At 64.0% G+C, this 16628-nt stretch carries 15 protein-coding genes; 2 read left to right on the top strand and 13 right to left on the bottom strand.

From position 1 onward, the window contains the following. Positions 1-33: 33 nt before the first annotated feature. Together EOB36_RS07170 and EOB36_RS07175 are read left to right on the top strand one after the other, a co-directional pair. Positions 34-948, top strand: a complete 915-nt coding sequence (locus tag EOB36_RS07170) for an endonuclease/exonuclease/phosphatase family protein (RefSeq protein WP_128284564.1) — start codon at positions 34-36, stop codon at positions 946-948. Positions 949-955: 7 nt separating this feature from the next. Continuing rightward, positions 956-1801 (top strand): EamA family transporter, encoded by an 846-nt coding sequence (locus EOB36_RS07175; protein WP_127294488.1) that lies wholly within the window; start codon positions 956-958, stop codon positions 1799-1801. A gap of 1 nt (position 1802) precedes the next feature. Here EOB36_RS07175 and EOB36_RS07180 read toward each other — a convergent pair whose 3' ends face one another. From EOB36_RS07180 to EOB36_RS07240, 13 genes are all read right to left on the bottom strand, one after another. Continuing rightward, entirely contained in the window at positions 1803-2117 is a 315-nt protein-coding gene (locus EOB36_RS07180) for a Dabb family protein (RefSeq protein WP_128284565.1), read from the bottom strand. 10 nt (positions 2118-2127) lie between these two features. After that, on the bottom strand, positions 2128-3756 hold the full coding sequence (locus EOB36_RS07185; protein ID WP_128284566.1) for a GMC family oxidoreductase N-terminal domain-containing protein: 1629 nt from the start codon (positions 3754-3756) through the stop codon (positions 2128-2130). A 12-nt stretch (positions 3757-3768) separates the two neighbouring features. Further along, positions 3769-4530 (bottom strand): 3-ketoacyl-ACP reductase, encoded by a 762-nt coding sequence (locus EOB36_RS07190; protein WP_128284567.1) that lies wholly within the window; start codon positions 4528-4530, stop codon positions 3769-3771. Then, entirely contained in the window at positions 4527-6044 is a 1518-nt protein-coding gene (locus tag EOB36_RS07195) for a GMC family oxidoreductase (protein WP_128284568.1), read from the bottom strand. Before EOB36_RS07195 ends, EOB36_RS07190 begins: the two co-directional genes overlap by 4 nt. Positions 6045-6049: 5 nt before the next feature. After that, positions 6050-7165 (bottom strand): ABC transporter ATP-binding protein, encoded by a 1116-nt coding sequence (locus EOB36_RS07200; RefSeq protein WP_128284569.1) that lies wholly within the window; start codon positions 7163-7165, stop codon positions 6050-6052. A 4-nt stretch (positions 7166-7169) separates the two neighbouring features. Continuing rightward, a complete protein-coding gene (locus tag EOB36_RS07205) occupies positions 7170-8114 on the bottom strand; it encodes a carbohydrate ABC transporter permease (protein ID WP_095484050.1) in 945 nt (314 codons plus the stop codon). Next, positions 8111-9067: a sugar ABC transporter permease gene (locus EOB36_RS07210; RefSeq protein ID WP_128284570.1), complete on the bottom strand. Its 957-nt coding sequence runs from the start codon at positions 9065-9067 to the stop codon at positions 8111-8113. Before EOB36_RS07210 ends, EOB36_RS07205 begins: the two co-directional genes overlap by 4 nt. 136 nt (positions 9068-9203) lie before the next feature. Further along, positions 9204-10457 (bottom strand): ABC transporter substrate-binding protein, encoded by a 1254-nt coding sequence (locus tag EOB36_RS07215; RefSeq protein ID WP_126105112.1) that lies wholly within the window; start codon positions 10455-10457, stop codon positions 9204-9206. Positions 10458-10516: 59 nt separating this feature from the next. Then, positions 10517-12028, bottom strand: coding sequence for an aldehyde dehydrogenase family protein (locus EOB36_RS07220; protein WP_128284571.1), 1512 nt, complete (start codon positions 12026-12028; stop codon positions 10517-10519). 19 nt (positions 12029-12047) lie between these two features. Then, on the bottom strand, positions 12048-12824 hold the full coding sequence (locus tag EOB36_RS07225; RefSeq protein WP_128284572.1) for an enoyl-CoA hydratase/isomerase family protein: 777 nt from the start codon (positions 12822-12824) through the stop codon (positions 12048-12050). Next, positions 12817-14418: an acyl CoA:acetate/3-ketoacid CoA transferase gene (locus EOB36_RS07230; RefSeq protein ID WP_128284573.1), complete on the bottom strand. Its 1602-nt coding sequence runs from the start codon at positions 14416-14418 to the stop codon at positions 12817-12819. Before EOB36_RS07230 ends, EOB36_RS07225 begins: the two co-directional genes overlap by 8 nt. Continuing rightward, positions 14415-15428: a Gfo/Idh/MocA family oxidoreductase gene (locus tag EOB36_RS07235; RefSeq protein ID WP_164897472.1), complete on the bottom strand. Its 1014-nt coding sequence runs from the start codon at positions 15426-15428 to the stop codon at positions 14415-14417. The genes EOB36_RS07230 and EOB36_RS07235 overlap by 4 nt, the downstream gene beginning before the upstream one ends. After that, entirely contained in the window at positions 15428-16471 is a 1044-nt protein-coding gene (locus tag EOB36_RS07240; RefSeq protein WP_128284575.1) for a LacI family DNA-binding transcriptional regulator, read from the bottom strand. The genes EOB36_RS07235 and EOB36_RS07240 overlap by 1 nt, the downstream gene beginning before the upstream one ends. Positions 16472-16628 lie beyond the last annotated feature (157 nt).

The raw sequence follows: 16628 nt of genomic DNA on the forward strand, positions 1-16628 counted from the left end.
CTACTGCCATCACGAAATTGAGCCGGTTAAGCAATGAAGCTGGTCAGCTACAACATCCAATACGGTTTCGGCAGCGACGGCCGCTACGATCTCGCGCGCTGCGCCAAGGTTGTCGCTGGCGCCGACATCATCGCCTTGCAGGAAGTGGAACGGCACTGGCTGCGCAGCAACGAGGACGACCAGCCGGAAATCCTTTCTCGGCTGCTGCCCGAATACCATTGGGTCTATGGCCCGGCCTTCGACATGGACGCCAGCGAGCGGCGTGAAGGCCGGATCGTCAACCGGCGGCGGCAATTCGGCACCATGGTGCTGTCGAGGCTGCCGATCGTCTGGTCGCGCCTGCACACGTTGCCGCTGCGCCGCACCGTGCGTCCGCTCAACACCCGCAACGCGGCGCTCGAATGCATGATTCGCATCCCTGCCGGACCGGTGCGGGTGCTGTCGCTGCATCTCGCGCATATCGCGGCCGAGGAGCGGCTGGAGCAGATCGACTATCTGCTCGCCGAGCATCGCCGGGCGCCGTCCGACGGCGGCCCGTGGAGTGGCGCCGACGACGAACCCGTGCGCAACTGGAGCAATGGCGAGCCGCAGCCGGAAAACCCGCTGGCAGCGATCTGGATGGGCGATTTCAACATGGAGCCGGGCAGCGCCGAGTACCGGCGCATCGTCGGCAGCACGCCGTACCATCGCGGTGCCGCCTATCTCGACGGTTTTGTCGATGCCGCCGCCGTCGCCAGCGAACCTGCGGGGGACTTCCACACCCATGTTAAGACCATCGATGGCGGGCTGACAAAGCGACGGCTCGACCATTGTTTCGTCGGCGGCATGTTTGCGGGACGCGTGCGCTCGGTCAGCGCCGATATCGGCGAAATCGCCTCCGACCACTTTCCGCTGCGGGTCGACATCGACCTGGAAACGCCGTTCGCGACAGGGACCGGAGGGGCATGAGCCACCGATGACCTTGTTCGTCTTCTTCGCGGTGCTTGCCGCCGCCGCCATGCACGCGATATGGAACGCGCTGGTCAAGGTCCATCTCGACCGCTTTCTGTCGATCACGCTGATGACGCTCGGCATGGGCGCCGTGGCGCTTCTGGCGCTGCCTTTCGTCGAGGTGCCGAAATCGGAAGTGTGGCCGTACATCATCGCCTCGGTGATCTTCCACATGGGCTACAGAACGTTCCTGATTGGCGCCTACAAGGCCGGCGATTTCGCCCAGACCTATCCGCTGGCGCGTGGCACGGCGCCGCTGCTGGCCGCACTTGGCGGCATAGTGGTCGTCGCCGAGGTGCCGGCGCCGCTCGCCATTCTCGGGATCCTTCTTTTGTCGGCGGGCACGCTGGTGCTGTCGTTTCGCGGTGGCGCGCATCTAGAGAGATTGAACCTGCGCGCGGTCGGCTTTGCGCTGGGCACCTCGATCTTCATCGCCAGCTATACGCTGTCCGACGGCAGCGGCGCGCGGCTCGCCGCCACCGCCTCGAGCTATGCGGCATGGCTGTTCGTCTGCGATGCGCTCTGGGCGCTGGTGCTGTGCCTGATCTTTCGCGGGCCAAAGGCGCTGCCGGTGCTGGCGCGCGACTGGAAGGCGGGCGTGTACACCGGTGTGCTCAGCGGCGCCGCCTACTGGATCGTGATGTGGGCGATGACCAAGGCGCCGATCGCCTCGGTCGCGGCGCTGCGCGAAACGTCCATCCTGTTCGCCATGATGATTTCGGTGTTTGCGCTCGGCGAGAAGATGACGGGATGGCGGGGTGCCGCCGTGCTCAGCATTGTTGCCGGTGTCGTCGCGCTGAGGCTTGGGTAAGCTAAGCGCCTATCTCCAGATCGAACACCATCAGCCCGTCGGTGCCGCCTTCGAGTGCAGCGACCAGCCGGGCGCCGGCTCGGCTGTGATCGTCATGCACAAGATAAGCATCGCGTGCGGCGGCGTCGCGGAAGTCGACGGTGAAGCCGTGCGTGAAGCCGCGTGCGAAGGGTTCTGGGCTGACGTTGGCGCTGAATTCGACCTTGCCCATACCGTCGATCACCCGCCGCAGCGCCTCGAGATCGGTATGGATTGCCGCGCGCTCGTCGTTGGTGACGTCATTGTGGAATCGAGCGAAAACACAGTGCCTGATCATTCCTGGGATCTCATGCCGCTTGGTTGGTCGAAAACACGGCCGGCGGCAGCGGCTCGCGGCCAAGGATCAGATCGGCGCCTTTTTCGCCGACCATGATGGTCGGGGCATTGGTGTTGGAGGAGGGGATGCGCGGCATCACCGAGGCATCGCAGACGCGCAAGCCCTCAATGCCGCGCAGCTTGAGATCGGGCGTCACCACGCTCATCGCGTCGTGGCCCATGCGGCAGGTCCCCACGGGGTGGTGGTCGGTCTTGGAACTGCGGCAGGCATAGTCGAACAGCTCGTCGTCGCTGGTGAGCGTCGGTCCCGGCAGCACCTCGCGCAGCACGTAGGAAGCAAGCGCCTTCTGCCGCACGATCTCGCGCGCCAGCCTGAGTCCCTTGATCGACATGTCGCGGTCGTAAGGGTCGGACCAGTAATTCGGATCGATCAGCGGGTGGTCAGCCGGGTCGGCGCTGTTCAGCCGCACCGTGCCGCGCGAGCGCGGGCGCAGGAAAGCCGAATTCAGCGTCACGCCCGGATTTTTCAGCTTCTCGACACCGGCCTCGATACCGGAGCCGAGGCCGAGATGCAGCTGAATATCGGGCGAGGCGGCGGTCGGGTCGGCGTACCAGAAGCCGCCGGTCTCGAACAGACTAGATGCCACCGGCCCCTTCTTCAGCAGCAGGTACTGCAGGCCGGCCCACACCGTCCGGTGCAGCTTGGCGTAGTTGTCGTAAGTGTGGTCGCCGGTGCATTCGGCAATGACGAACAGGTCGAGATGGTCCTGCAGGTTGGAGCCGACGCCGGGCAGATCGTGCACCGGCGTCACGCCGACCGACTTCAAATGGTCGGCCGGGCCGATGCCCGACTGCATCAGAAGCTTCGGCGAGCCGATGGCGCCGGACGAGACGATCACTTCGCGCTCGGCGCGCAGGATTTTCTTCTCGCCGCCCGGCCTGTCGACGGTCTCGACGCCGATGGCGCGGCCCTTGTCGACGACGATGCGCGTCACCAGCACATCTGTCCTGACGGTCAGGTTCTTGCGTTCCCGGATCGGCCGGAGATAGGCGACCGAGGCAGAGGAGCGTCTCGCGTTTCTCTGCGTCAATTGGTAATAGCCGACGCCCTCCTGGGTTACCCCGTTGAAGTCCGGATTGAAGGGAATGCCCATCTCCTGTCCGGCGCGGAAATAAGCCTCGCAGATCGGCAGCGGCGCAATCGGGTTCGAGACGCCGAGCGGGCCTTGGTCGCCGTGAAAATCGTTGGCGTAGCGCTGGTTGTTCTCGGCCCGCTTGAAATAGGGCAGCACGTCGCGATAGCCCCAACCGGCAAGGCCCTCTTCCTTCTCCCAGGCGTCGTAATCGCGGGCATTGCCGCGCGTGTAGATCTGGGCGTTGATGGAGGAGCCGCCGCCGATCACCTTGGCCTGCGTGTATCGGAAGACGCGGTCCTTCATGTGCTTCTGCGGCACGGTCGACCAGCCCCAGGCGGCGATGCCCTTGGTCATCTTGGCGAAACCCGCCGGCATATGGATCAGCGGATGCCAGTCCTTGCCGCCGGCCTCGAGCAGCAGCACTGAATTCGATGGCTCTTCGCTCAGCCGGTTGGCGAGGACGCAGCCGGCCGGGCCGGCGCCGACGATGATATAGTCGGTCATGACGTCACCTGCTCACAGCCTCGGCACCGACAGCGCGCCGTCGACATTGACGATCGAGCCGGTCGAAAAGCCAAGCTTGCCGCCGGCGAGTGCCGCCACAATGGCGCCGACATCGGCGGCTTCGCCCCAGCGCTTCGCCGGCACCAACCCGCTGTCGATCAGCGCGTCGTATTTGGCGGTTACCCCGGCGGTCATGTCGGTGCGGATGATGCCCGGCCGCACCTCGAAGACGCCGACATTTTCGGCGGCGAGCCGCAGTGCCAGGGTCTTCACCCACATCGAAAGCCCAGCTTTGGAGATGCAGTAGTCGCCGCGCTCGGGCGAGGCCATTTCGGCGCTGACCGAGGTGATGGTGATGATCGATTTTGGGTGATCACCCGGCGCCGCAAGCATCGCCTTGGCAACGGCTTGGCTGAGGAAGACGGTGCCGCGCAGATTAATGCTGAGGATCCGGTCGAAATTCTCCGGTTTCAATTCCAGCAGGTCGCCGCGTTCGACCGCGCCGATGCCGGCATTGTTGACCAGGCAGTCGATGCGGCCGAAGGCGCTTATCGCGGCATCGACCAGCGCCGCATGGTTTTCGAGATCGGCGATGTCGCCACAATGGTAGGCGAATTTCGCACCGCGGGCAGCGATGTTGGCGGCAAGTCCGTCAGCGGCATTGTCGGCAAGGTCCACGACAAGGATGTCGAAGCCGGCATCGGCCAGCGCCTCGGCGCAGGCCAGCCCAATGCCGCGCGCGCCGCCGGTGACGATGGCCGCCGGGCGGGTCATGCGACAAGCTCCGTCTTGCGGATATGGTCGGCGACACGCAGCGCTTGTGCTGCGATCGACAGCGCCGGATTGACTGCGGCCGAGTTGGGCAGGAAGCTAGCGTCGACGACAAACAGGTTCCGGTGATCGAACGAGCGGCAGAACGGGTCGAGCGGCGAGGTCGCCGGATCGTCGCCCATCTTAACCGTGCCGCACTGGTGCGACGGCGTTCGCTTGTCGAAAGGCCGCGACAGGACGATCGGATAGCCGCAGGCGCGGAAGTTTTCACGCATCACCTTGGTCAGCCCGTCGAGCGACTGCATGTTGGAGCGCCGCCACTGCATGACGATGTCCTTGCCATCGACCATGATGCGACTTTCGGGATCGGGCAGGTCCTCGCACATCAGATACCAGTCGACGGCGTGGCCGGCCATGAAGTCCAGCGCGAATTTGGGTGCAAGCTTGACGTTGGCCCTCAAGATATTGCCGTCGATCTTGCCGAGAAGCTGGACGTTGCCGAGCGGCTTGCCGCCCTTGCCGTCGGACAGATAGTAGTCGTTGAGCATCAGCGTCTTCTGGTAGACGGATGTGTTCCTGCGGCGCGGATCGATCGCCAGCATGGCGCTCGAATTGTGGTTCATGAAATTGCGGCCGACCTGGTCGGAACGGTTGGCGAGGCCCTTGCCGCCTCCCTTGCCATTGTTGGGAGAGGGCGAGCGCAGCAGGATGACCGCTGAATTGACCGCGCCGGCCGAGAGGATGACCAGTTTCGGCGTCACTTTCTTCAGCATGCCATTCTGGCGATAGTGAACGGCGGCGATCGTCCTGGCATCCGATGACGCTTCGAGATATTCGACATGGGCACTGGTCTCTAGCCGGATGTTCCGGTCGGCCAGTGCTGCCGCCAGCGGCCCTGTTTGGGCGTCGACCTTGCCGGTCCCGGCGTTGGGAAAGGCATCCCAGCCTGTCTTGCCGTCCTTCAGCCAGGCATCGATGTCGACGCCGAGCGGCAGCGATGCCGGGTGCAGGCCGAGCCCCTTGAGTTCGGCGCGGGCGCGGGCGATCGGCGCCTCGTCCGGCACCGGCCCGAAGGCATAGGGGATCGAGTGGAACGGTTCGGTCGGGTCTTCGCCGAGTGCGCCGCGCACGCGAAAAAGCTGCTCGGCCCTGGAGTACCATGGCTCGAACTCCTCATAGGAGAACGGCCAGGCCGGCGAGATGCCGCCATAGTGCTCCATCGCGGAAAAGTCTTGCTTGCGGTAGCGGATCAGCACCGCGCCATAGAATTTCGAATTGCCGCCGACGTAGTAGTAGTTGCCGGGGTTGAACGCAGCACCCCCGGCCTCGCGCCACATCTCCTTTGGACGGTAGTGACCGTCGACGAAGATGGCGCGTGTGTCGCGCGTGTGCGTCGTCGTTGGCAACGTCTCGCCGCGCTCCAGCATCAGGATCGAGGCGCCACTGCCGGCAAGGCCGGAGGCGATCGTGGCGCCGCCGATGCCGGAGCCGATGATGACGATGTCCGGGTTTGTCATGGCTGTCAGAGGATACGGTTCTCGGTCGCCGGATCGAAGAACACTGCCTTGGTCAGGTTGAAGGCGAGCGGCGTGCTGGTACCCGGCTGGATGTTGGCGTCGGCGCGCAGACGCGCCACCACCGCCTTGCCGCCCAGATTGGTGACCGCGAAAGTGTCGGAGCCAGCCGGTTCCACGACTTCGATATGGCAGTCGGCGGTGGCGATGTTCGATGCGTTGCGTTCGGCCCCTTCCGGATCGGTCAGGGCTTCGGGGCGGACGCCGAAGATGATCGGCTTGTCGTGGAATGCCGACAGGCCCGACGGCGCATCGGCCAGCGGCAGCGAGATCGGCTCGCGCGCCTCTCGCTGCAGCACCACGGAAAGTGCATTGCCATTGCCGCCGATCGTCGCCGGGATCAGGTTCATGGCCGGTGAACCCATGAAGTCGGCAACGAACAAATTGGTCGGATTGTTATAGATTTCGGCCGGCGTGCCGAACTGCTGCACCTCGCCGTCGCGCATCACCGCGATCTTGGTGGCCAGCGTCATCGCCTCGATCTGGTCGTGGGTGACATAGACTATTGTTGTGCCGGTAGTCGCGTGCAGGCGCTTGATCTCGATGCGCATGTCGACACGCAGCTTGGCGTCGAGATTGGAGAGCGGCTCGTCGAAGAGAAAGAGCTTGGGGTCGCGCACCAGCGCCCGGCCCATCGCGACGCGTTGGCGCTGGCCGCCGGAGAGCTGGCTCGGCTTGCGCTGCAGGAGGTGGCCGATCTGCAGCACTTTCGCCACCTTGTCGATCGCCTTCTGGCGCTCCTGAGCCGGCACGCCGCGCATCTCCATGCCGAAGGCAATGTTTCCGGCGACAGTCATGTTCGGATAGAGCGCATAGCTCTGGAACACCATGGCGATGTCGCGCTTCGAGGGATGGAGATCGTTGATCATCCGGCCGTCGACGCGGATTTCGCCTTCGGTGATGGTTTCCAGGCCGGCGATGGTGTTGAGCAATGTCGACTTGCCGCAGCCGGACGGGCCGACCAGCACAAGGAAGCCGCCCTTTTCGAGATCGACGTCGATGCCCTTCAGGATCTCGACCGATCCGAACCGCTTCCTCAGCCCATTGATTTCGAGAAAAGCCATTCGATTATCCTTTGACGGCGCCGGCCATCAGGCCGCGCACAAAATAGCGGCCAGCGACCACGTAGACGAGAAGTGTCGGCAATGCGGCGATCATCGCCGCCGCCATGTTGACGTTGTATTCGACGACGCCGGTCGAGGTGTTGACGACGTTGTTCAGCGCCACGGTCATCGGCATCGCGTCACCGGTGCCGGCATAGGCGGAGGCGAATAGGAAGTCGTTCCAGATGTTGGTGAACTGGTAGATGACGGTGACGACGAAGATCGGCATCGAATTCGGCAGCATGATGCGCCGGAAAATCTGGAAGAAGCTGGCCCCGTCGACCTGCGCCGCCTTGACCAGTTCGGTCGGGAACGCCTCGTAATAATTGCGGAAGAACAAAGTGGTGAAGCCAAGCCCGTAGACGACGTGGACAAAGACCAGGTTGACCGTCGGGTTGCCCAAGCCGAATGACAGCCCCGTTGCGTTCCGCAACGTCACGCCGAAACGGCCGAGGCTGCCGAGGATCGTCGCCATCGGCAACAGCACCGACTGGAACGGAATGAAGCAGGCAAACAGCATCAGCCCGAACACCAGCGTGTGGCCGCGGAAGCGCCATTTGGTCAGGACATAGCCGTTGAGCGCGCCGAGCAGCGTCGAGATCAGCACCGCCGGAACCACCATCTTGATGGAATTCCAGAAATAGCCCTTGATGCCGGCGCAGGTGAGGCCGACGCAGGTCTCGCCCCAGGCCTTCAGCCATGGCTCGAAGGTCGGCGCCTGCGGCAGCGCCAGCATGTTGCCGTTCTGGATCTCGTCCATGGTCTTGAACGAGGTCACCAGCATGACGAATAGCGGCATCAGGTAGAACAGCGCGAACAGCGCCAGCAGGCCGTAGATGACAACGCGGTTGACGGTCCTGGCGCTGATGCCGCCAGTGCTCTGGCGAGCGGGAGTGGCAATGACGCTCATCGCGGCTTCTCCCTGAGCTCGGAGTAGAGATAGGGCACGATGATCGCGGTGATGGTCATCAGCATGATCACAGCACTGGCTGAGCCGACAGCCATTTCGTTGCGCTTGAAGGTGTACTCATACATGAAGTTCGACGGCAGCCAGGCCGAGCCGCCCGGTCCGCCACTGGTCAGCGCGACGACCAAATCGTAGGACTTGATGGCGAGGTGGGCGAGCACGATGAAGGCCGACAGGAACACCGGCCGCAGCAGCGGGATGACGATCCGGCGATAGAGCTGGAACGTGGTGGCGCCGTCGATCTGCGCCGCCTTCATGATCTCGCCGTCGATGCCACGCAGGCCGGCGAGGAACATCGCCATGATGAACCCCGAGGCCTGCCAGACGCCGGCGATCACCACGGTGTAGATGACGAAATCCTTGTTCTTGATCCAGTCGAAATGGAAGCTCGTCCAGCCCCATTGGTGCAGCGTCTGCTCGAGGCCGAGGCCGGGATCGAGGAACCATTTCCAGGCGACGCCGGTGACGATGAAGGATAGCGCCATCGGGTAGAGATAGATCGGCCGCAACACGCCTTCGCCGCGGATCTTCTGGTCGAGCAGGATGGCCAGGAAAAGGCCGAGCGCCAGGCAGATGAAGATGTAGAGAAAACCGAAAATGCCCATGTTGGTGATCGACGTGTACCAGCTCGAAGGCGGGTCGCTCTCGAAGGTCCAGCGCCACAGCCGCTGATAGGCGCGTGACCCAGTAATGGCATAGGACGGGAACGTCTTGGAGTTGGTGAAAGACAGATAGACCGTCCACAGGATGAAGCCGTAGACGAAGACGATGGTGATCGCAAAGCTTGGCGCCAGCACGATCTTCGGCAAGGCGTCCTGCAGGCGCGAGCGCACCGAGGCGCCCGGGCGCGCGTTATGCTCCGGCGTCAGCTTGATCTGGGTCGCGACCGTAGTCATGGGCTCCTCCCTTTCGGGTCGGGCGTGTTGGTTGATCGCCGGCGCCAGGTGATAGGCATTTCCGACGCGAGGCCGACCATCCTGCCTTGGTGGAACCTTCCCCACCGGAGCAGGGAAGGTCTCTCCATGCCTGGTTTTACTTGGCGTCTTCGATCGCGTTGACCAGCTGGGTCACGGCCTCGTCCGAGGTCTTGATCTGGCCGTGGACGAATTTCGAGACGACGTCCTTATAGGCATTGGCGACCGCCGGAGGCGCGCCATAGCCTTGCGCGAGCGAACCAAACAGCGTGCCGCCCTCATTGGCGGCCTTCAGGTCGGCCATGCCCTTCTTGCCGCAAGCGTCGAAGTCGGTGTCAGGCACGTCGGTGCGCGCTGGGACCGAGCCCTTGACGACGTTGAAGGCCGACTGGAAGCTCTTCGACAAAGTGGCGGTGGCCAAGGCGGCCTGGGCGGCCTTGCGGTCGTCCGGAACGTCGAACATGCCGAACATGTCGGAGTTGTAGACCACGCTGCCGTCGGTGCCCGGGAAGCGATAGCACAGGAAGTCGGTGCCAGGGACCTTCTTGGCGGCGTTAAATTCGCCCTTGGCCCAGTCGCCCATGACCTGCACCAGCGCATCTCCCTTGATGACCATGGCGGTAGCGAGGTTCCAGTCGCGGCCCGAGAAGTTCGGGTCGACATAGGTGACGAGCTTGGCGAGGTTGTCGAACGACTTCTTCATCGTGTCGGACTTCAGCTGCTCCTCGTCGAGGTCGTTGAAGGCTTTCTTGTAGAATTCAGGTCCGCCGGTCGACAGCACGACCGAATCGAACATGGTGGCTTCCTGCCAGTTCTGGCCGCCGAGCGCGAGCGGGATGACGCCCGCCGCCTTGGCCTTGTCGAGCAGCGCGATGAAGTCGTCGAAGGTCTTGGGCTCGGTGCCGCCGATCTTGTCCATTACGGCCTTGTTGATCCACAGCCAGTTGACCGAGTGGACGTTGACCGGAGCCGCGACCCACTTGCCGTCATAGACCGAGAATTTCTGCAGGGCGGCCGGAACGGACTTGTCCCAGCCTTCCTTTACCGCCGTCTCGGTCAGGTCGCCCATCACGCCGGCCGCGGCATAATCGAGCACGGTATAGCCGAGCATCTGCGAGGCGGTCGGGTAATTGCCGGCCGCGACCATCGCCTTCAGCGCGGTCATGGCGGCGTCGCCGCCGCCGCCAGCCACGGGCACGTCCTTCCAGGCAAAGCCTTGCTTGGACAGATCTTCCTTGAGCACGTTCAAAGCAGCCGCTTCGCCGCCCGACGTCCACCAATGCAGCATCTCAACTTCCTTGACGTCCTGGGCGTGGGCCGCGAACGCAAGGCCCGACCCGAGAGCCGTTCCGATAAGCAGTTTGCGCAACATGTACTTCCTCCCTTGTTACATCTACACGACCGGCGGTTGTCCGCCGGGTTCTTCCCAACTCAGCCGACCCACCATCCGGTGCGCTGGCCGCGATGAAACTGGATTGTCTTTTCCTCGGTATAATCCTCGACGGCGCGCTTGCCGAGTTCGCGTCCGAGACCGGACTGCTTGTAGCCTCCGAAAGGCAGCTCGGGATAACCTTCCATGAACGTGTTCACCCAAACGGTTCCCGAACGCACATTCCGCGCCACCGACATGCAGGTGTCGATGCTGGCGCTCCACACGCCCGCCGATAAACCATAGGGCGTGTTGTTGGCGATGCGCAACGCCTTTTCAATCGATTCAAAAGTCAGCACCGAGAGCACCGGGCCGAACACTTCCTCGCGTGCAATGGCCATGTCTTCGGTCACGCCGCGAAGAATGGTCGGGTCGAGATATTGACCGGCACTGGAGGCGATCTGCTTGCCGCCGCTATAGACGCTGCTGCCGTCGTTTGCCGCCGCCGTCACGTATCCGGTGACCTTGGCCAGGTGCTCGGAAGAGATCATCGCGCCGACCTTGGTGCCGTCATCGAGTGGATCGCCGACGGTGACCCGGGCGGTGAGCGCCTTCACTGCGCCAAGGAAGTCGTCGGCGATCGCCTCGTGGACGATCAGCCGGCTGCCGGCGTTGCAGCATTCGCCGGCGTTGAAAAAGCCGCCGAACACCGCTGCGTCGGCGGCGGCTTCGAGGTCGGCATCTGGAAAGACGATCTGGCCGTTCTTGCCGCCGAGCTCCATCGAGACTTTCTTCAGCGAACTCGCAGCCGATGCCATGGTCACCTTGCCGACCCGGGTGGAGCCGGTGAACGACACCATCTCGACCAGCGGATGGCTGACCATCGCCGCGCCGACATCGGCGCCCAGGCCAGCGAGGATGTTGACGACGCCATCCGGCAAGCCGGCCTGCATCAGGATGTCGCCGAGCACGAAGGTCGAGGCCGAGGTCATCTCGCTCGGCTTGACCACCGCCGTGCAGCCGGCGGCGAGCGCGAAGGGCAGTTTCTGGCTGACGATGAGGAACGGAAAATTCCATGGCGTGATGATAGAGACGACGCCGATCGGTTCGCGCAGCACGACGCCCAGCATGGCGTCGCCGAGATTGGCGTAGGTTTCGCCATGGAGCGTGCGGGCAAGCGCCGCGGCATAGCGCCAGATGTCGACGGCGCCGCCGATCTCGCCGCGCGCCTGGGCGATCGGCTTGCCGGATTCCAGCGCGTCGAGCCGGGCGATCTCCTCAAGCCGCGCCTCGATCAGGTCCGCCGCCTTGAGCAGGATCGCGGCGCGCTCGCTGGCCTTCATGCGCGGCCAAGGGCCGGTCTCGAAAGCCTTGTGCGCGGCCTGTACCGCTGCCTCGACTTCCGCTTCGCCGGCTTGCGCATAGCGCGAAACGGTAAAGCCGTGGCCGGGGCTCTTGCGCTCAAGGGTGCGGCCGTCGCGGGCATCGACAAACTTGCCGTCGATCAGCAGCCGGTAGGTCTTCGGTGCTGCGGAGGCCTCGGCGGGCATGGCGATGTCGAGAGGCAAGTTCATGTGAGGTTCCGCTTGCATTCTAGGATCTTGAAAACGCTGGTTTCTGCTTGGCCTTGAAAGCGTCGACCCCGGCCTTGAGATCACCGGTCAGCGCGATGAAGCCGCTGGCCAGCGCCTCTGTAGCGGCGGCACTTTCCTCGCCCTCGGCGACCGCGATCATCAGCTTGGCGGCCTCGGTTGCCAGCGGGCCGCGCTCGGCGATCTTGCCGGCCCAGGCCTTCGCCTCGGTGAATGCCTTGCCTGTGTCGACCAGCCGATCGACGATGCCCAGAGCAAGTGCCTCGGAGGCGAGAAAAATCTCGCCGCCGATTGCCATGCGCCGCACCGTCTGCGCGCCGAAACGGCGCACGGCGCGCTGCGTGCCGGACCAGCCGGGCACCACGCCGATCGAGGTTTCCGGGAAGCCTAATTTCACCTGCGCCTCGGCGACGCGGAAGTCACAGGCGACCGCCAGTTCCAGCCCGCCGCCCAGCGCATGGCCTGACAGCACGGTGATGGTCGGTTGCCGCAACCGCGCCAGCCGGTCGAAGACGCGATGGCCGTAGCGCACCCATTGCACCTGGAAATCGGTGGCACTCATTTGTGACCAGGCTTCGACGTCTCCACCCGAGCAAAAACCCTTGCCTTCGCCACACAGCAGCACGACGCGGACGCTGTCCGCAGCTTCCGCTGTGTCGAGCGCGGCTTCCAGCGCGCGCAGCATCGGTATATCGAGCGCGTTGAATTTCTCCGGCCGGCGCAACGTGACGATGCCGATGGCACCATCGGTGTCAAAGGTGACGAGACGTTCAGCCATGCGCGCCTCCAAGCGAGGCACCGCCATTGAGCGACAGCCCGATCGGCCGATCCCGGTAGAGTGCGTCCGGTGTCACTTTCAGATCGTTGGCGATACCGAGCGGAATCTCTGCCTGCGCCAGTATATCGCGCTGAAGGTCGATGCCGGGTGCCAGCTCCGTCACCATCAGCCCATCCGGCGTCAGCTTCATCACGCAGCGCTCGGTGACATAGGTGATGTCCTGTCCTTGCGCGACCGCGCGCTTGCCCGAAAACGAGATGTGCTCGACCTCGCCGACCACTTTCTTGACCTTGCCTTCGTGATCGATGCGGATGCCGCCATCGGCCAGCGACAGCTTGGCGCCGGCATTGAAGAAGCCGGAAAAGACGATCTTCTTCGCCCGCGCGGTGATGTCGACAAAGCCGCCAGCGCCGGCGGTGACATGCGGCCGCGCCGAAAGCTTCGACACGTTGACCGAGCCGTGCCGGTCGATCTGCAGGAAGGACAGCAGCGAGGCATCAAAGCCACCGCCCTGGAAGTAGATGAACTGGTGTGGCGAAGGCATGAATGCGTCGGCGTTCGACGAGCAGCCGAACTTGAAATCGAGCAGCGGCACGCCGCCGACCGCGCCCTGTTCGATCACCCAGGTGACCTTGCCGTGCTGGCCTTCCTCGATAAGGATGCGCGGCACGTTGGCCGAGATGCCGAAGCCGATGTTGACGGCCATGCCGTCGGCAAGCTCCATGGCGACGCGTCGCGCGATGACCTTCTGGACACTCATCTCGGCGTTGCGGAAAGTCGACAGCGGCCGGAAGATCTCGCCCGAGATCGCCGGGTCGTAAGGCGTCAGCGTCGTCTGCAACTGGTCGGGCGCCACCACGATGTGGTCGATCAGCACACCGGGCACGCGCACGTCATGCGGCTTCAGGGTGCCGTTCTCGACCACGCGCTTGACCTGCGCGATGACGATGCCGCCATTGTTGCGGGCGGCGAGCGCCTGTTCCAGCCCACCGAGATAGGCGCCCTCGTGCTCATAAGTGAGGTTGCCGCGCTCGTCGGCGGTCGTGGCGCGGATGATCGACACATTGGGCACGATCGAGCGGAAATAGAGCCATTCATCACCGTCGAACTGCTGCACAGAAACGATCGGCTCACTGGCCGCCGCATTCATGGCGCAGCCCTGATGGCGCGGGTCGGCGAACGTATCGAGGCCGACCTTGGTCAACACGCCGGGGCGCTTGGCAGCGGCTTCGCGATGCATGTCGAACAATATGCCAGAGGGCACATTGTAGGCGGCGACGGAATTGTCGCCGATCATCTTCCAGATCTGCGGCGGCTCCGAGGATGACGGGCCCGAGGGATAGGAGCCGCACAGCGTGCGCTTCAACAGGCCGGGCTTTGCCAGATGATCGATGCCCTTGATGCCGTACATGTCGCCGGCGGCAATCGGGTGCAGCGTCGTGATGTTCTTCGGATGGCCTTCCGCCTCGAAGCGCTCGCCGATGGCGGCGAGCACCGCATCCGGGCAGCCGAGACCGCTCGACGACGACACGGAAACGACCATGCCGTCCCTGATCAGGCTGGCCGCCTGCGCTGCGGAGACGAGCTTGCTCATCCCGCGCCCCCGAGTTTCGGGTCGATCGCGACTGATTTGCCGGACTTGGCAGATTGCAACGCCGCTTCGGCTGATGTCAGCGACCAGACGCCGTCCTCGCCGGTGGCCGACGGCTGGCCTTCGCCACGGATCGCCGCATGGAACTGGCGCAGGGAACGGACATAGAGATCCTCGCGGTCGAAGCTCAATTCCTCCTCGCCCCTTGCCGTGCGCAGCAGCACAGAGCCGATCGGCTTCTGCGTCATCACATCTTTCGCGATCAGGGAGCCTTCGCTGCCATGCACCTCGAAACCGGTGCCGGCGAACTTGGTGGTGAAGCCCTCATGCGACTGGGCGATGACGCCCGATCTGAGGCGCCAGATGCACATGGCGCCATCTTCCAGGCCGCCGCTGGCCATGCCAGCGGCCTGTGTGAACGCCGAAACCTCGAGCAGATCATCGCCGAGCACGAAGCGCAGCGTGTCGGCATCGTGCACCGTAATGTCGAGCACTGCGCCGCCACCGGCTTCCGGCCTGGTGATGCGCCAGCCCTGCAGGTTTTCCGGCAGATAGACGGAGTGGAAGACGCGCGCGGCAATCGGCTTGCCGATACGGCCGGCGGCAATGGCTTCGCGCATCGCCCGGTGCGAGCCGGCATTGCGCAGATGATGGTTGGTGCCGAGCACGATGCCGGCCGCCTTGGCGGCGGCGACCATTGTGCGCGCATCGGCGCTGGTCAGCGCGAGCGGCTTTTCACACAGCACATGTTTCCCCGCCCTGATCGCGGCCAATGCCTGTTCGAGATGCAAATCGTTGGTGGTCGAGATGTAGACGGCGTCGATGTCGGCGCCGAGCAATTCATCGAGCGTCGAGACGGCAAGCGGAATGCCGTTCTCCTTGGCATAGGAAGCGGCGCGCTCCGGGCTGGAACTCATCGCCGCCGCGATCTCGCTGTTCGGTTGCGCGCGAATGGCGCTGATCATGAATTGCCTGGCGATCGTGCTCGCGCCGATCAGGCCCCATTTCACGATCATGCCGCGTCTCCCATTCCCGCACGGCGATCAGGCCCGCAACTGTCCCTGACGACGAGGTTGACGGCGCCGATATGATCCTCGGCGCGCGTGGTGCGCGATTGGATCATCTTCAGCATGACGTGGGCGGCGCGCTCGCCTAGGCCCGCCGAATCCACCGCGACGCTGGTCAGCGCCGGCATGTAATGCTGGGCTTCGATCACGTCGTCGAAGCCGACGACGGCGAAATCCGCACCGGGCTCGAGCCCGCGCTTGCGCAGCGCCAGCATCACGCCGAAGGCGACCGCATCGTTGAAGCACAGTGCCGCGGTCGGCGGCTCGGCCATCGCGAGGGCCGTCTCCAGACAGGCAATGCCGCCCTTGCGGCTGGTTTCGCCTTCGACGACCAGTGTATCGCGTTTGGCGATGCCGAGCGCCTCGCAGGCCTCGCGAAAACCGCCCAGCCGCTCGTGATAGACCACCAGGTCCGATGAGCCGCCGAAGAAGACCAGCCGGCGATGCCCTTTGCCAATCAGATGGGCGGTGGCGAGCCAGGCGCCGCGATGATTGTCGGGCGCGATCACCGGGATGCGGCTTTCGGGAAGGCGGCGCATGGTGAAGACGATCGGAAGGCCCGCCGTTTCGATGCGGCGGAAAGCACCTGAGGTCGTGCCGCGCGCCGGCGACACGATCAGCCCGGCTACACCCTGTTCCATCAGCGATTTCAGCACTTCTTCCTGGCGCACCGGGTTCTCCGCCGTGTTGGCGATGAACGGCACGATGCCCGCCGACTGGAATACGCGCTCCATGCCGACCGCCATTTCGGCGAAAAAGGGGTTGGTGAGATCGTTGATGACCATACCGATGACGTTGGAATGAGACTTGCGCAGATTGGCGGCGCCGCGGTTGTAGACATAGCCGACATCCTCGATCGCCTTGCGAACCTTCAGCGCGGTCTCAGGCCGGATCAGTCCGCTGCCCTGCAGCACGAGCGACACCGTCGACTTGGACACGCCCGCCTCGCGGGCAATGTCGAGTATCGTCGCCTTGGGCCTGCTGGCCATCCAGATCCGTCCTCCCGGTATTTTCTGGTCGAATTATTGGAACGTTCTAATCCCTGTGTTGGATTTGAGTCAATCGGGATTTTTTCCGAGCTAGAAAAACGGGAGCTTAGCGGGTGCAGCCGGTGCTCTTCAAGGGTTTGTCGCTGCGATGCAGCAT

This window comes from Mesorhizobium sp. M6A.T.Cr.TU.017.01.1.1 (assembly GCF_004023115.1).
In the GTDB taxonomy this organism is placed as follows: Bacteria; Pseudomonadota; Alphaproteobacteria; order Rhizobiales; family Rhizobiaceae; genus Mesorhizobium; species Mesorhizobium mediterraneum.

What these genes read in the sequence shown, in the direction of transcription:
- EOB36_RS07170 (WP_128284564.1), top strand. Translation starts at nt 34, where the DNA reads ATGAAGCTGGTCAGCTACAACATCCAATACGGTTTCGGCAGCGACGGC.
- EOB36_RS07175 (WP_127294488.1), top strand. Translation starts at nt 956, where the DNA reads ATGACCTTGTTCGTCTTCTTCGCGGTGCTTGCCGCCGCCGCCATGCAC.
- EOB36_RS07180 (WP_128284565.1), bottom strand. Translation starts at nt 2,117, where the DNA reads ATGATCAGGCACTGTGTTTTCGCTCGATTCCACAATGACGTCACCAAC.
- EOB36_RS07185 (WP_128284566.1), bottom strand. Translation starts at nt 3,756, where the DNA reads ATGACCGACTATATCATCGTCGGCGCCGGCCCGGCCGGCTGCGTCCTC.
- EOB36_RS07190 (WP_128284567.1), bottom strand. Translation starts at nt 4,530, where the DNA reads ATGACCCGCCCGGCGGCCATCGTCACCGGCGGCGCGCGCGGCATTGGG.
- EOB36_RS07195 (WP_128284568.1), bottom strand. Translation starts at nt 6,044, where the DNA reads ATGACAAACCCGGACATCGTCATCATCGGCTCCGGCATCGGCGGCGCC.
- EOB36_RS07200 (WP_128284569.1), bottom strand. Translation starts at nt 7,165, where the DNA reads ATGGCTTTTCTCGAAATCAATGGGCTGAGGAAGCGGTTCGGATCGGTC.
- EOB36_RS07205 (WP_095484050.1), bottom strand. Translation starts at nt 8,114, where the DNA reads ATGAGCGTCATTGCCACTCCCGCTCGCCAGAGCACTGGCGGCATCAGC.
- EOB36_RS07210 (WP_128284570.1), bottom strand. Translation starts at nt 9,067, where the DNA reads ATGACTACGGTCGCGACCCAGATCAAGCTGACGCCGGAGCATAACGCG.
- EOB36_RS07215 (WP_126105112.1), bottom strand. Translation starts at nt 10,457, where the DNA reads ATGTTGCGCAAACTGCTTATCGGAACGGCTCTCGGGTCGGGCCTTGCG.
- EOB36_RS07220 (WP_128284571.1), bottom strand. Translation starts at nt 12,028, where the DNA reads ATGAACTTGCCTCTCGACATCGCCATGCCCGCCGAGGCCTCCGCAGCA.
- EOB36_RS07225 (WP_128284572.1), bottom strand. Translation starts at nt 12,824, where the DNA reads ATGGCTGAACGTCTCGTCACCTTTGACACCGATGGTGCCATCGGCATC.
- EOB36_RS07230 (WP_128284573.1), bottom strand. Translation starts at nt 14,418, where the DNA reads ATGAGCAAGCTCGTCTCCGCAGCGCAGGCGGCCAGCCTGATCAGGGAC.
- EOB36_RS07240 (WP_128284575.1), bottom strand. Translation starts at nt 16,471, where the DNA reads ATGGCCAGCAGGCCCAAGGCGACGATACTCGACATTGCCCGCGAGGCG.